The sequence below is a fragment of the Bdellovibrio sp. ZFWA1 genome (assembly GCF_056175665.1).
Genome location: NZ_JBJKJH010000001.1, coordinates 677,765 through 692,956 on the forward strand (window position 1 = coordinate 677,765; position 15,192 = coordinate 692,956).

The 15,192-nt window shown below is 42.6% G+C and carries 16 protein-coding genes; 5 read left to right on the top strand and 11 right to left on the bottom strand.

The features are described 5' to 3' along the window. Positions 1-4: 4 nt before the first annotated feature. From AC04MN_RS03250 to AC04MN_RS03290, 9 genes are read right to left on the bottom strand one after another with little or no spacing between them, the layout of a single operon-like run. Positions 5-1,333: a FliI/YscN family ATPase gene (locus AC04MN_RS03250; RefSeq protein ID WP_475381752.1), complete on the bottom strand. Its 1,329-nt coding sequence runs from the start codon at positions 1,331-1,333 to the stop codon at positions 5-7. Next, positions 1,333-2,106, bottom strand: a complete 774-nt coding sequence (locus AC04MN_RS03255; protein ID WP_475381753.1) for a FliH/SctL family protein — start codon at positions 2,104-2,106, stop codon at positions 1,333-1,335. The genes AC04MN_RS03250 and AC04MN_RS03255 overlap by 1 nt, the downstream gene beginning before the upstream one ends. After that, entirely contained in the window at positions 2,093-3,127 is a 1,035-nt protein-coding gene (gene fliG, locus AC04MN_RS03260) for a flagellar motor switch protein FliG (RefSeq protein WP_475381754.1), read from the bottom strand. The genes AC04MN_RS03255 and fliG overlap by 14 nt, the downstream gene beginning before the upstream one ends. Position 3,128: 1 nt before the next feature. After that, positions 3,129-4,778 (bottom strand): flagellar basal-body MS-ring/collar protein FliF, encoded by a 1,650-nt coding sequence (gene fliF / locus AC04MN_RS03265; protein ID WP_475381755.1) that lies wholly within the window; start codon positions 4,776-4,778, stop codon positions 3,129-3,131. A gap of 35 nt (positions 4,779-4,813) precedes the next feature. Continuing rightward, entirely contained in the window at positions 4,814-5,143 is a 330-nt protein-coding gene (fliE, locus tag AC04MN_RS03270; RefSeq protein ID WP_475381756.1) for a flagellar hook-basal body complex protein FliE, read from the bottom strand. 43 nt (positions 5,144-5,186) lie between these two features. Continuing rightward, complete coding sequence (gene flgC, locus AC04MN_RS03275; RefSeq protein WP_475381757.1) at positions 5,187-5,630, bottom strand: flagellar basal body rod protein FlgC; 444 nt, start codon at positions 5,628-5,630, stop codon at positions 5,187-5,189. Positions 5,631-5,662: 32 nt separating this feature from the next. Further along, positions 5,663-6,073 carry a flagellar basal body rod protein FlgB gene (flgB, locus tag AC04MN_RS03280; RefSeq protein WP_475381758.1) on the bottom strand — a complete coding sequence of 137 codons (411 nt, stop codon included), beginning with the start codon at positions 6,071-6,073 and terminating at the stop codon, positions 5,663-5,665. Next, positions 6,070-6,921: a sigma 54-interacting transcriptional regulator gene (locus AC04MN_RS03285; protein ID WP_475381759.1), complete on the bottom strand. Its 852-nt coding sequence runs from the start codon at positions 6,919-6,921 to the stop codon at positions 6,070-6,072. Before AC04MN_RS03285 ends, flgB begins: the two co-directional genes overlap by 4 nt. Positions 6,922-6,935: 14 nt before the next feature. Beyond that, entirely contained in the window at positions 6,936-9,764 is a 2,829-nt protein-coding gene (locus tag AC04MN_RS03290; protein ID WP_475381760.1) for a tetratricopeptide repeat protein, read from the bottom strand. A gap of 263 nt (positions 9,765-10,027) precedes the next feature. On the opposite strand from AC04MN_RS03290, the gene AC04MN_RS03295 reads away from it, so the two are divergent. The 5 genes from AC04MN_RS03295 (at position 10,028) to AC04MN_RS03315 (ending at position 13,757) form a co-directional block, all read left to right on the top strand. Continuing rightward, positions 10,028-10,528: a hypothetical protein gene (locus tag AC04MN_RS03295; protein ID WP_475381761.1), complete on the top strand. Its 501-nt coding sequence runs from the start codon at positions 10,028-10,030 to the stop codon at positions 10,526-10,528. Next, positions 10,525-11,310: an MlaE family ABC transporter permease gene (locus AC04MN_RS03300; RefSeq protein ID WP_475381762.1), complete on the top strand. Its 786-nt coding sequence runs from the start codon at positions 10,525-10,527 to the stop codon at positions 11,308-11,310. Before AC04MN_RS03295 ends, AC04MN_RS03300 begins: the two co-directional genes overlap by 4 nt. A 6-nt stretch (positions 11,311-11,316) precedes the next feature. Beyond that, positions 11,317-12,060 carry an ABC transporter ATP-binding protein gene (locus AC04MN_RS03305; protein ID WP_475381763.1) on the top strand — a complete coding sequence of 248 codons (744 nt, stop codon included), beginning with the start codon at positions 11,317-11,319 and terminating at the stop codon, positions 12,058-12,060. Continuing rightward, a complete protein-coding gene (locus AC04MN_RS03310) occupies positions 12,061-12,867 on the top strand; it encodes an MlaD family protein (RefSeq protein ID WP_475381764.1) in 807 nt (268 codons plus the stop codon). 170 nt (positions 12,868-13,037) lie between these two features. Next, on the top strand, positions 13,038-13,757 hold the full coding sequence (locus tag AC04MN_RS03315) for a hypothetical protein (RefSeq protein ID WP_475381765.1): 720 nt from the start codon (positions 13,038-13,040) through the stop codon (positions 13,755-13,757). A 17-nt stretch (positions 13,758-13,774) separates the two neighbouring features. Here the strand turns inward: AC04MN_RS03315 and AC04MN_RS03320 are convergent, their stop codons facing one another. Together AC04MN_RS03320 and AC04MN_RS03325 are read right to left on the bottom strand one after the other, a co-directional pair. Further along, a complete protein-coding gene (locus tag AC04MN_RS03320; protein WP_475381766.1) occupies positions 13,775-14,179 on the bottom strand; it encodes a hypothetical protein in 405 nt (134 codons plus the stop codon). Then, on the bottom strand, positions 14,176-15,192 hold the full coding sequence (locus tag AC04MN_RS03325) for a hypothetical protein (protein ID WP_475381767.1): 1,017 nt from the start codon (positions 15,190-15,192) through the stop codon (positions 14,176-14,178). Before AC04MN_RS03325 ends, AC04MN_RS03320 begins: the two co-directional genes overlap by 4 nt.

Here is a 15,192-nt window from a genome sequence, read left to right on the forward strand (position 1 = left end):
TAAATTAGAATTGAACTAAAATTCCCTGTAACATTCGAATTGTTGAGTTAAAATCCGTAGGATCTTCAACGGCCTGACGCAAAAACGCGTTGACCTGATCAATAACCTTAATTGCTTTATCAATCTTTGGATTTGAACCCGCTTTGTAAGCTCCAATGTTAATTAGGTCTTCCGCATCCTTATAGATCGCTAAAACTTCACGCAATTTCTGAGCAAGCTTTGCATGTTCGGGACTCGTCACAGCTCGCATAACCCGACTGGCTGATTGCATAACATCGATCGCGGGAAAATGCCCCCGCTGCGCCAGTGATCTTGATAAGACTATGTGTCCATCAACAATACTTCGCACTGAATCCCCAATCGGGTCATTCATGTCATCGCCCTCGACAAGGGTTGTATAGAATCCAGTAATGCTGCCTTCACCATCAAAAGCTCCAGCACGCTCTAAAAGTTTAGGTAAGGTCGCAAAAACACTTGGTGTATATCCTTTTGAAGAAGGAGGTTCGCCTGTTGATAAGCCAATTTCCCGCTGAGCCATCGCAAATCGAGTCACTGAATCCATCATCAAAAGAACATTTTTGCCTTGAGCACAAAAATATTCTGCCAAAGCAGTGGCTACATAAGCCCCGCGCATTCGCAGCAGAGGACTTTGATCACTCGTTACGCAAACCACAACCGAGCGCGCCATCCCTTCGGGACCCAAATCATGCTCGATAAATTCACGAACTTCCCGTCCCCGCTCACCAATCAGAGCAATCACATTCACGTCTGAATCGGTATTTCGAGCCATCATACCTAATAAAACAGATTTACCAACTCCGGAGCCTGCCATAATTGCGACTCGCTGACCACGACCAACGGTTAATGCCCCATTAATTGCTCGCACACCAATATCTACCGGAGTGCGAATGGGCGTTCTTTGTAATGGATTACGAACTTCACTATACAAGGGAACTTCTCGAAAATCTTCTAATTCGCCAAGGTCATCTAAGGGCCGTCCAAGACCATCAACGACTCGTCCCAATAAAGCGTCACCGGCTTTGACCGTCGCTATTTGCCGGGCCAAAGTGATTCTAGATCCCAAGCCGACACCTCGCATGTCGTTCAAGGCCATCATCAAAACACTTTTATCTTTAAAACCAACAACTTCAGCAAGAAAGGTACGATCGTGCCCACTCGGGGCAATTTCAACGATACTACCAACGCTTGCGCCGGGAAGATTTCCCTTAATAAGCATACCGTTAACCTCGGTCACCTTACCAGAGTCTTTGGTCAAGTGAACCGAATCAATAACATTTGCGTACTTATCCAAATCTAACCGAAGCTCGTCCATTAGCCCGCTATCTTTTCTTTTACTTTAGGAGTGTTTTCCTGAATGACGTTCCACAATGTTTCAATACGCTGCTCGATGCGCGCATCGACTTCACCAAAATTCGTTTCAACAATACAGCCACCGACATTCACCTCGGCCGCTGGTTCAAATCGAATTTTTCTTAAAAAATCGAATTCTCGGCCTGTTTGTTTTTTTAAGCCTTCAAAAAAATCAAATTGCTCTTGAGCAACTCGAACCAGAATATTTTGCTCGTCTTGAGCTAACGCTACAGCATCACGCAAAGCATTGACTACTGTCATTGGGTCTTCTTTGATCTCCTTATGAGCAATTCGCGAAGCCATATGAAAAAGTAACTTAACTAAATGAGCTTCGTTATAAGCTAAAAGCTCTTTTTTAAGTTCTCCGAGTGTTCCTAGCAATCTGTCAAACTCGTCAAGACGTGCTGAAATTTCTGACGAATGATGCTGAAAGGCCGTTTGCTTTCCTTCATCCATACCTAGTTGGTAAGCCTCTTGATAAGCCGCTTCCTGAATTTCTTGAAGCTTTTGTAAAGCCGCTTCGTCGATTTTTTCTTGCGAGTCTGCCTCTTCGATCTCTGCGATACCAGTCTGGACTCGCATCGGCTCACTCATACGGAAATCAGAACCCTTTTGCTTTTCAAGCAAATAGTCCAATGCCTGCTGAGGCGTCCCCAAATTGATTTGAGTCGGTACATAAGACAGAACTGACTTTTCAGCAACTTCCTTAGGTAAAACAGCTTTAGACCATGGCATCTTCCGAACCACCTCTTGCAATTAGGATCTTTCCTTCAGCCTCTAAACGACGAGCCACGTTGACAATCTCTTGTTGAGCGGACTCAACATCTGACAATCTTGATGGTCCCATGCTTGAAAGATCTTCTTTAAGCATTTCTGCCGCACGACCGGAAAGATTCTTAAAGATCTTCGCACGAATCTCTTCGCTTGAAGTTTTAAGTGCCAATAACAACTTATCATTAGGCACTTCTTTAAGAAGAGATTGAATACCGCGATCATCAATTTTAACAATGTCATCAAATACGAACATCAATTTGCGGATCTCTTCGGCTAACAATGGATCCTTTTCTTCCAAGCGAGACATAATCGCCGATTCCGTATTCTTATCCATAACGTTGAGCATCTCAGCAACTGGCTGGACTCCACCCAGTGCGGCTTGTTCAACTGTGGCAGTATTTGCAAGCTGATGCTTAAGAACGCGATCAATCTCTGCGATGAGCTCTGGATCCACGTGTTCCAAGTTCGCCATTCTCAGAACGACTTCAGCCTGAAGTGCTTCTGGAAGCCGCTTAAGAACCTCGCCTTTTTTCTCGGGCTCTAGATGGGCTAAAATAACTGCGACAGTCTGCGGGTGTTCGTTCACCAAGAACGTGGCTAATGACTTCGCATCAACCATCTCTAAAGATTCTAATGATCTGTTTGATCCCGCCGTTATATTCAAACCACCCAAGATTCCTCGGGCGCGCTCTTCACCTAAAGCATCAACAATCGTATCTTTGGCTGAAATCTGTTCTGAAAAGATGTAATCTTCAGATTCAGAAATCATTTCGTAGTATTCTTCTAGGACACGTTTTGTAACATGTACTGGGACAATGCGAAGTTTGTTCATCTGATTGATCAACTTACGAATGTCGGCATCATCCATATGCTTTAGTAAAACTTTTACTGCGTCTGTACCAAGGTAGTTAATAAGGATTGCGGCCTTATCAAAACCCTTCAGTTGTTCGTATTCAATAACCTCAGGCTTATGTAGTTTCATGTTACATATCCTTTCTTACTAGCCACATACCAAAGGCATTGGCTGCTTTTTCTTCGTCTTTGCCCATGATCGTCATGATGCGATCCTTAAGAAGCTCGGATTCGGCTTTCTCTGGGTCAATTGATTCCTGAAGGACTGGCAAGGCTGTCGACATCCCTGGAAGGGTATTATCAACAGATTGCAGCTCTTCCAATTCCTCGATAGTACGTGGCAACATTTCCTCGACCGAATCCTGGAAAGAATCCGTAATCCACTGCATGAATGGACGAACCACGATAAAGAAGAATAAGGCCAATGAAAACCCAAGTAGCGCCCACTTAAACAACGCATGGATAAGTTTTTTTCTTTCCAAGTTTGTTAACAATCTCTCGGCCTCTGAAAAATCCTCGGGCTGGAACTGAATATTTTCAATTCGGACCGAGTCCCCACGATTCGCACTAAAGCCAATCGCATTTTTAACAAGGTCTTCGTACTTTTTAAGCTCTTCCGCTGACCGAGGATTCCACTTGGACTCAACACTTCCGTCTTCTTTTGTTGTATTAATTGTTACGCCATCTACGACAACCGCAACAGAAAGTCTTTCTAGATTACCCGCGGACTCTTTGATGTTTCGAACAGTCTTAGGAACTTCGTAATTTGTTGTTTTGATTTCCTTTTTAACATCCTGTTTGAAACCTACTGATGTTCCATCGTCGGCACCAGGCACATTAGATCGGGCCCCCGGAACACCTGATGGATTCGTGCGTGAACCATCCAAGGACTCTTCTTCAGATTGTTGAGACCGAATTGCCGTTTTCTCTGGATCCACAGACTCTTCAACGGAAGAAATAATTCTATGATTTAAAGTCGCATCTACCTGAGCCACCACTTTAGCATGACCCACAACTTTAGTAAGCATTTGCTCGATACGCTGTTCAAGCTCGGCTTCGACTTTTTCTTTAAGCTCCATCAGCTCATTAGATCCTGCTGTTGTGCCATCATACTGTTTTGTTAAAATCTTGCCTCGATCGTCCAAGACAGTGACTCGATCAGCATCCAGTCCTTCAACAGCATTAGCGACAAGGTAACGAATACCTCGGATTTGATCCTGAGAAAGCTCTTTACCTTGATGAAGCTCGACAACTACCGAAGCGGAGGCTTTGTTGCCTTCTTCAAGAAAGGTCTTTTTGTTTGGCATCGCTAAAATAACTTTAGACTGTTTCACCGCAGACAACGTGTTAATCGCGCGCATCAATTCGCCCTGCAGGGCTCTTTGATAATTGATCTTTTGAGCATAGGAATTGATTCCAAAATCTTGCTTTTCAAAGATCTCAAGACCAATGTTACCCATTTTAGGCGAACCAATTTCGGACATTAAAGTCATTTGAGTTGAATGCAAAAGATCTTTAGGGATCGCAATGGTCTTTCCATCATCCTTCAAATTGAACGGGATATTTTTTTCATTCAACTTTGCAACGATGACCGACGCCTGATCTGATGGAATATTTGTAAACAATGGGACATAGTCTTTTCCAGACACCATGAAGACCATCGTAACAACGGTAACCACCGCGATAAGCGAAACGGAAATAACAGCGAGTCTCTTGGTCGGACCAAGATTTTTGAAGAACTCGCGAAACTGAATTATTAAACCACCAAATATTTTTCCCAAAGGAATACCCCTCGTCCCTTAAGCTAAATTAACTATCAAACCTGCATCTTCATGATTTCATTGTACGCATCAATCACCTTGTTACGTACTTGCACCATGACTTTCAAAGCGATGTCTGCTTTTTCAGCCGCAATCATCACATCGGCAACATCATCTGTCTTACCCGTTGCTAGCATCTCGGATTTTTTATCCGCCACTTTGTGAAGCTGATTGACGTTACCAATTGCATCGGACAAAGTATCAGCGAAACTTTTTCCCGCTTCAGCAACCGAACCTGTCGTACCATTTTCGATACGCATCGATTGGGCATCAATCGAGCCTGTATCTAAAAACTTGTTGGAGTTTGAAACTGTAAAACCTGCCATTGCGTCCTTGCCTTTAAAATCGCCATCCTAGCGATATCTATTATTATCTTCCAATTTCCAGCGCACTTAAAGCCATATCCTTCGAGGCCTGCAAAGCCGAGACGTTAGCCTCGTAAGAGCGAGTCGCCTGTATCATATTGGTCATTTCTTCCATCAAATTGATATTGGGATAGGCAACAAACCCGTCAGCATTTGCATCTGGGTGATTGGGCTCATATTTCATCAAAGGAGCTTTTTGATCCTGGACCACATCTGTCACTTGGACCCTCTGATAATGACCATTAGGCGATGTCGCCGAGACAATTTCGCCAAAGTTCTTTGCATCAGGCATTGCTTGAAAAATGACGTCTTTACGACGGTAAGGTCCCCCCTCTGCCGTTTGAGTCGTATTAATGTTAGCAATGTTAGATGAAATAGTGTTCATCCGCATTCTTTGTGCGGCCATACCACTACTTGCGATTCTCATTCCCGTTAAAAAGTCAGCCATCCTAGCTCCCTTTTAAATAATTCAATTAATTACTATCGACCATCGGTCGCCGCATACTTCAGAGCAGCCATCTTCTTATTGATCAGCTGTAAGGCCGACTTATAAAGAATGGCGTTTTCAGTCAATGCTGCCATTTCCTTTTCCAAATCCACAGTATTCCCGTCGTTATTTGCTACCACATCGGGATTTTCATAAATTTCTGGTCGCTCTTTCACCGAAGAAATGCGTCCCAAAGCAAAGTGACTCTTATCAGAAGTTGAAAGTGCATTCATGCCATCAAGGTCCATCGCGCGACCCAAGGCATCTTCAAAATCCATTTTTTGAGCGTGATAGCCAGGAGTCTCGGCATTCGCAATATTCGATTGAAGAACCGTTTGTCGCATCTGGCGCATGCTCAGCGAGGTCGCCAGGCCGTTTATGGTCTTGCCAAATAAGTCACTCATAGTGAACCCTCCAATCGATATTCGTTAAGTTTATTTCTTAATGTTCGAATACTAATGCCCAACAATTGCGCCGCCTTGGTCCGGTTCTGCGACGTTAATTCCAACGTCTGTAGGATAAGACGCTTCTCGACCTCAGAAAGGGACATGCCGGGGATAAAATCGAAGGCGATTTCTCCGTTAAACTGCTCGAACTGGACCAAATCATCAGTGATCATGCCTGACTGAGCCAATATTACTGCTCTTTCTAAAACACTTTCCAACTCACGTAGGTTACCTGGCCAAGGCCAAGTCTGAAGTTTTTTCAAAGCATCAGTAGAAATCTTAACTCCACCCTTACCATGCATGATCGAATGAACGTCGACGACAAATTGGCAAATATCCGAAAAGTCCTGAACTCGCTCTTGAAGACTTGGAATTACAAGTTGGATGACCGCCAAACGATAGAAAAGTTCAGGCTTAAAGCTTTCGGTTTTTACCAACTGTTTTAAGTCACGTCGCGAGCTCGCAATGATGCGAGGCCTTAAGTTTTCGCTTCGTTCAAACAAGGCGACCAAGGCCGTCTGCAAACTTGTTGATGCTGAATCTACGTCTTCAAGAAGCACCGTGATTTGCGCCAAGTTTTTTCCTTCTAATGAAGGCAGTTCATGGATTGTTTTGCAATCCAGATGAATTAATACAGATCGTCGACTCTTTTCGTGAATATATCGGGCCAAGCAAGTCTTGCCAGTTCCAGATTCACCACGCAGTAAAATCGTAGCTGCAGATCCAGAGAGTTGGCGAGCCAATGCTACCACTTTTCTCATGTCGTCGTCTTTAAATGTCATCGCATCGAAATCAAAGTAAGACATCCTGTCATTTACTCCTATTGGCTTTCTTCGCTTTCACTCATAGCTGGAATGCGTTTTATATATTTCTTATATCCATCTGCCCACTCGGCATCTTTTAATTTCTCTTGTGCAAGATCTTGCCAAAACTTGGATTTATCACCCTTAAAGTCTTTCCAAGTGTTGGCGGCCTTGGCTAAATCACCTTTAGCAAAATATATTTCACCGAGCTTATAACGAATCGATCCCAGTGATTTTTTAGCTTCGTAACGTTCAAGCATCGATTCATAAACCGGAATAACTTGCTGGCTCTTACCTTGACCGAACAAAATTTCGGCTTTCTTTTGAAGTGATGCCAAGTGAATAGATTCATCAACTTTATTTGAGTCTTTCATCATGACATCGATACGATCCAGTGACTTGATGGCATCCTCGAAGCGCCCAGTTTTAGCTTCTAATTCAGCCAACTTCAAAAATGGCCCCGCCACCAGACTTGGCTGCCCCTTCCATGTTTTTAACAATTCTGTCAGATAACGGATCGCGGATTCATTTTCGCCCCTATTTTCAAGCAAACGAACTGCTAAACCCACACGCTCGATTTGCTCGAGCTCTGACATCTTTTCCGGCTGTTTGATATTTTTAAGCATGTCATAAGACTGCTTCATCTTATTTTGCTTTTCATAAACGCTAGCTAAACGCAAGCTAAGGCGATCTTCCGAAGGAATCTTTTCAACGATCGCCAGCTCTTTTTCGGCCTTGCTGCCTTTTAGGGAATAACTTCTATTCAAAACTTCTTTGTAATAATCCTCGGCTTGCTTATCAACACCTGCATCTTCAAATGCTTTACCGATATAGAACTTCGTATCTAAACGCTCGGAATTTTTTAACCATTTGTCCCAGTAGTCACTATGAGTCTTTAGGGCAGAAATAAATTGACCGTCCTCAACCAGATCCACGATCCGACTGTTGATGTTATTTACAATTCTCTTCGTAAGTAACTTACGATCTGCGGTAACGGGATTGGCTTGATAGTACTTAATCAAATTGTCAGCCGCTTTTTCATATTCTTTACGCGAGGTCAATCCATCTGCAATCACCACCGTTGTGAACTGAGGCATCTCTGGAAGATCTAGCTTTTTGGATAAAGTAGTAATCTCTTTCATTGCCGCATCAGCCTCTTTGGGCTTCATGCCTTTCATTTTAGCGGATAACATACGCATTCGAGCGATTGCGGCCTGAGAGCTTTCACCATAGCGGAAGTAGGTCTCTAGATACGCCCCCATCACCCGAGACGAATCCGCGCCTAGAATTTCCATCAACTCGCCGATTCGGGTCATAGCAAATGGGGCATGTTCATGTGAGGGGAATCTTTTTACAAAGTCTCTATAAGCATCCAAAGCCTGTGGATATTTTTTTTGCCAGAAGAACGCTTCGGCTTGGTTGTAGTCAGCATTTGGAAAGCTAGTTCGCGCCTCCGGAAACTTCTTTTGGGCGATTTGATATTCTTTGACTGCAGTAGCCCAAGCCTGACGATGTTCTTCCGGCATATTCTTTAAAAAATCGCCCTTTTGAGTATAGACATCACCTTTTCGATAAGCGGCTTCGACTTGAATATCTTTATATTTAGAGGTCTTCTCGACGTCATCATAAATCTTAAATGCATCATCATAGCGATTCAAAGTATGGAAAGCTAAGCCGGTGCCAAGTCGGGCCAAATCTTTGGACAAGCTAGTGTCTTTAAAGTTCGGATTTCCAATATGATCATTAAAATAGCGAAGAGCTGCTACTGCATCTTTTCTTTCAAGAGCAATGTAGCCAAGTCGAACTGATATTCTTTCACTCAAGGGATTGGTCGGATACTTTTGAACAAGTTTTTTATATGCCAACATTGCCTGATCGTAGTCCGCTGGAGAATGCTTCTCTTCCCATAGCGAAAACTGCACATCCGCAGTCATAAACTCTATCATTTCTTTATATTCAGACTGAGGATACCTTTCGTGAAACCACTTTACAGTTTTCAAAAATACTAAAGGACGCTTCTTTTCAAAAAGAGTCATCAACAGACGAGCCATTTTGTTTTCTTCAGTATCTTTAGGCTTAATCTCGAATAAAGTTGGTGCAATCTTTACTTTTTCCCAAGTTTCAGATTCCGCCATTACCATCGGGAATGGAATATAGTAATTGTCCTGACTTGCGATCAATGCTTCATCTTTGATTTCGTAATCTTTAACTGTAAAGCGCTCATAATCAGGATCACCGCCATCAAAAATACCCGACCGTACTTCTTTACTTGGCTCTTTTTGACCATCAGCCACCACTAGTACATCGGTTGTTGCAGGCTTTCGGGGCTTCTCTTTACCCTTGGACACAGTTGTGGATTCTAAAGATGTAACGGTTTCCTCGCTAGACTCTACGTTGTTATTACTCGCTTTTTCTTTAAGCGCAGATTTTTTAGGTGTTTCAATCGGAGTATTTGGGTCTGGATAGAAATCAACAATCAAACGCGAGGGCGAATCCGTCAAATAATCAAAAGCCTCAATGTTATTTGCAGAAAGTACGAACTCTATATTGTACTTTCCATCTTGACCTAGTTTATCGACCTTGACTGAAGTTACGTAGGCACTTTTAAAAGATTCAAGTTGCTTTACCAGTACATCAGAAATGGGCTCGATCGACATTTGCATGACGTATTTCCCATTGCGCTGAATTTTCTTTACGTCATAGGTCCAGTTCGAACGTCCAGACATTTCAAGATGAACAGTGTCCCCTTGAAAAGAAATGCTTCCACCAATTTCTGCAGCAACCGCCGCAGAAAAAGTAAAGTTAGACAGGAATAAGAACGCCGACAACAATCCTAGTAATTTCAATGTTCACTCCTTGAACATATCTCGCCCAAACAAAAGCTATGCATTTCCAATGCCAAGCCTTTTTGAGGGGTTTTCTAGGCTCACTGGGCAATATCTTCAAGCTGGGCAAAAAACTCCATTGGATTTCTGTCATATCAGACAAATTTCTGACATTCGACATTGGTCCAGTCTTCATCACCCAGACCTAATAAAAAATGCTGTAACTGCCGAATTAGAAAATGGAATTTTCAACTTTCGAGTTAACAGCATGAAGGCAAAATAAAATGACATCATCGAAAACCCTACTGACAGTTCTGATTATTTTTTTGATGAACCTATTGGCTTGTGTATCAGTCAATTTGCCAACTTCCTCAAAAGGTACACCAGCTAAGGGAATCGTATATAAAGAACCAGGACATGGGTTTGACCCCATCGCCGAAAAATATGGCGACAAAACATGGAAAAATAAAAAAACCAACAACTTGATTTCAGTTCTTTCGGAATGTGGAGGCAACGATCCTAGCCTTGAAAGCCTTCAATCCGAACTAGAGTCAGCCATGCAAGAAACCGACAACCAAGAATCAAAAAAGCTCATGTTTAACGACCGCGAGGCCCTATGGAGCGAAGTCACCGGTAAAATTGACGGGATTCCGGTCAAATTAGCTTCGATGATATTTAAAAAGAACGCCTGCAACTACGTAATCACACTGTCTGGCCAATCGAAAAACTTTGAGGCTGATAAAAATACCTTTCAGGACTTTTTAAAGGAGTTTAAAGCCCCATGAACTTGGCTCAACTTCCTTTAACTTTATTTATCATCGAGTCTCTTTACTTCATTGGGGGCGTAGGCCTACTTACTAAGGAAGTATTGCAAGAAACATTCATTGGTAAATTTTATTGGAAGCTCTTAGTAGAACAAATCTACCAAATAGGAATGCGGTCTTTACCATTGGTTCTTATAACTGCTGGCTTTACCGGAATGGTAATGTCTTTGCAATTCGGCTTAGGCCTTGAAAAATTTGGCGGAAAATTTTACGTCCCCAAATTAATGGCCGTAACTATCTTGCGCGAAATGGGCCCGGTTTTCACTTCGCTTATGTTAGCCGCCCGGGTCGGCGCTGGAATTGCTTCAGAAATTGGCTCGATGACAGTGACTCAGCAAATCGATGCGATCCGAGCTCTTGGCACTTCGCCAACAAAAGTGATTGTGGTCCCACGAGTTATCGCCTGCCTTATCACTCTACCGTTATTAGTTGCCATGGCCAATATTGTTGGCAACCTTGGGGGCCTTGTGATCGGTGCCGCCGAACTTAATTTGGACCCCAATTTTTATCTTCAAAAAGTACTGACGACTTCCAAAATCGGAGACTATCTAAGCGGTTTTGGAAAAACCTTCTTTTTTGCACTCTTCATTTCGATTCCTGCCTGTTACTTCGGGCTGAAAGTCAAAAATGGAACGAAAGAGGTTGGTATTGCCACGACGAAGGCCGTCGTTGTTTCATCCATCTTGATCTTAGTTGGTGATTTCTTTCTGTCCAAACTTTTTTGGATCATCGAAAAACTGTGAGGCAATATGAATAACAACGTAGGCGCCATCGAGGTTATCGGTTTCAAAAAATCCTTCGGCAAAAAAGTCGTTCACCAAGATGTGACTTTTTACGTAAGACGAGGTGAATGCCTAGGTCTAATTGGTGGTTCTGGCGCAGGCAAAAGTGTTATCCTGCGCAGTCTTATTGGATTAGAAAAGCCCGACGGAGGACAGATTCTGATCGACGGAGAGGACATTGTTCCAATGAATGAGAGAGACCTCATTAAAATTCGCAAAAAAGTCGCCTATGCCTTTCAAGGCGGAGCTCTTTTCGATTCGATGTCTGTTTTCGACAATCTAGCCTATCCCCTACGAGAGCACACCACTAAATCCGAGCGATTAATCCGCCTAGAAATCGAAAATCAGCTTGAAGAATTTGGCCTCAAGGGAACCGAAAACCTATTTCCCGGGAACCTTTCAGGCGGGATGCAAAAACGAGTTGGCTTAGCCAGAGCGATGATGATGCATCCAGATGTGGTCCTTTATGATGAACCCACGGCAGGGCTTGACCCTTTCAATACAAAAAAGATTCAAGAGAGCATTTTAAAGTTAAAAAATAAGGGCGTTACATCAATTTTAGTAACTCACGATATGCCAACGGCCTTCGCCGTCTGCGACAAAATGACTTTTCTAATGAACGGAAAAGTCGCTGCACAGGGCACGATCGAGCAACTACAAAACGACAATCAAGGATTGATAGCACAATTCATTAACGGAGAAAGAGCCTAGATGGAATCGAATAATAATCACCAACTTAAAGTAGGCATATTCCTAACAACTGGCATTATCTTGCTTTTACTATCTATCTTTATGTTAGGGGCAGACAAAGCACTGTTTAAAAGCTATGTCGAAATGAATGTCCAGTTCGAGTCGGTGCAGGGACTTAATTCGGGAAGTGTGGTCTCGCTTGCGGGTTTAGTCATAGGTAACGTTGATGATATCCAATTTGAATCAACACAGAATCTGATCAACGTCCGCATCAAAATAGAAAAGCAATACCAAACAAAACTAACTGAGGGCAGCCAAGCAGAGATTCGGACGCAAGGAGCATTGGGTGATAAGTTTGTCTATATCATCCCGGGCCCTTCAGGCGGAAAGGTGCTAGAGTCAGGTTCACTTTTACCTGTAGCTAAGGCCTCGGACTTAATTGGAATCATCTCTGAACGAGGCAAAGAAACTGATAAAATCTTCGATATCATCAACGAAGTTTATAAGACAACCCACACCCTGAATGCCGACGGTCGCCTTGAAAGAATCATGCAAAATCTTTCAGCGGCTTCTCAGAACTTAAAAGACACCAGTCTCGAGGCAAAGAATCTGGCTGCAGATATGAATCAGCGCAAGACCTCTGAAAAAATTGTTCAAAGCATTGATAAAATGGATCGCATTTTGACTAAAATCGACAAAGGAGAAGGCACTTTGGGTGCCCTCATCAATGACCCTACAATTCACAATCAGCTGAAGGGTGTCTTGGGAAGTTCGCAAAGAAAGTCCCACATCAAAACTCTTTTAAGAACTTCTATCGAAGAAGAGTAAATGTGACATTTCATGGATGTCGTCTAAATCTTTCACCGCTTGTAAGCGTGATTCCATTTTAATGGGGTCTCATCTACTGTATATTGCGTCCTTAGAAAATTCGATTTTGGCACTGTTTTAGCTACCTCAAACTCTGAGGGTGTCTTAAGTAAGCCCCTGACGAGGATGCTATGAAAACTGTTAGTCTCATTTTGATACACTCCCTACTTGTCTTTTCCTCTATTTGTTCGGCCTTTGCTGACGATGGAATGTTTGAATGGCGCTGGGGGCAAAGCAAATGCGATCAATGCGGCATTTACTTTCAGGTCCAATCGAACCACGAATTTGACGACCGCGTCCTCGTCTTTAAAAGAACGCTTGAAGACGAAAAGCAAAGAATTTTGGAAATCTACCAATCCGATCCGCAAGAGTACAATCTTTTAGCTTGGATGGCCCTGGGTATTCTTGGCAAAGAATCCCGGTTCTACGAAAGTGGCCGCTACAAAATTAAAGAAGCTTTTCCTTGGATGGTTACAGGCGCCAAAATTATTAAATCTAGTATTAAGGGTGGTGCCGTCAGCGAAAACAGTCGCGGTCCTACTCAAATTAAAATTGTTCCAGATATCATCGCCTATTATTATAAAATTTCATCTAAAGATTTAGACAACCCAAAAGCCGCCGCCGTTGCGACTATGGGATTCCTGATCGAATCACTTCACGAGCTAAAAAATCGAGCCCGCAATAATAAATTGACCCATATCAATGAAAATACATATGTTGATTATTTGCCCTATATCTATTTTGGCCGAGCAAAGGCTCTGATTGATCGCACGGCAACCCCGGAAAAAAACATTTACGTGCAACAAATGAAAAAAAACATGGCCCTTTTCGTGCCATTTGAACACCTTTAGCCAGATCGGTAAATAAACTAGTACTTGAACTTGACCTTAGAAATTCGAGGAAGCTTTGCTTCAGCTTTAAAGCTGACATAGCCGTAACTTGGCCCCTGCAAGCCTTTAAGCTGAAAGCAAAATACACTTTCATTAGGATTTATTTTATTAGGCTGAATCAAATCTTTATTGGAACATTCGTGAATATCGTCAAACGGAATTTTTTGATCCAAAAAACTTAGTAGCTTTTGCTTCTCTAAGACAATCAATTCAGAACTCAAAACATCTTCCACACAGGAAACCATTTTTTTTGATTGATCCGAATATCGAGCGCAGTCTAAGTACTTATGCCATTGCTTTTTTGCTGACTGTATGCCGATATCCGCGTGGGCTGAAAAGGCGAAGGAAATATTCAGCATAAAAGCAATTAATATCGTTTTCACTTAACGCCCTTTGCACTGGAGCTTTCTATATAGCCGTTTTCGCCGCCAAACATTTTAAAGATTAAAAAATTGCCCCCACCACCTATGGCAGCTTGAGCTAACTGAAGAACATCAGCTGTACTTCGTGACGACGCTTTTTCTATAAAACTCGAGCCAGGCGTAAAGCAATTCGGATGAAGAATTTTCCCAGCATTGCTGCCCGCCTCTTTAATCATTTGCGAACAAGCACTTGATTCAGCCGGACAACTTATACCCCGCTGCGAGTTCACTTTACTAATGCGCTGATAAACTTCCGCAGAGGCATAACTACTGCAATTTAAGGTTTCATCCATACTTGAAGCAAAGTAGTCTTCCGTTTCAAATTTTTTGGTGATTTTATATCTTCCATTTTCACAGGTGAAGAACGAAGGCGATCCGTCAAATAAATCTTTCCAAAAACTTAATCCATGATAGTTCGCCGATAAATCCGCATAAGACTTAACACCCGTTGTCTGCAATCCCCAGGTTGCATTTTCCTGAGCAATCCCAATATCCAAAGCCTTTTGTACTTTCGCATCCGGAAGCTTGCCATCGTTGCCAACGATTTCCCAATACAATTTTCCATGTGAAAAAAAGTGATCGATCTTATCAAGACCCATGTTGAAGATTTGACCCTTCGCCTGAACCTTCACTGACTGAGAAAAATAAATTTCCGTATAAGGCTTACCTGGACCATACGGAACCTGACTTAGCTTTCGAGCACCCGCAAAGGGAACATTCAAATAAAGAGCTTTATAAATACTTGGAAAGTTTCTGTCTAATTCATCATCAAGAATACGGTACATTTTTTTCTGATTACATTTACCACTGGCTTCTGGAGTGTAGTCGTCTACTGCCATCTCAAGAATCGTATTGACTACGTGATCAATTTGCTGGTTCGCAATGGGTGCTTTTTTGTCTAGCCTTGCCGAGAAATCGTCAGGCTCGCCGGCCCAACTCAAAGACAGTCCTAAAGATAAAATCAGCTTGAACAT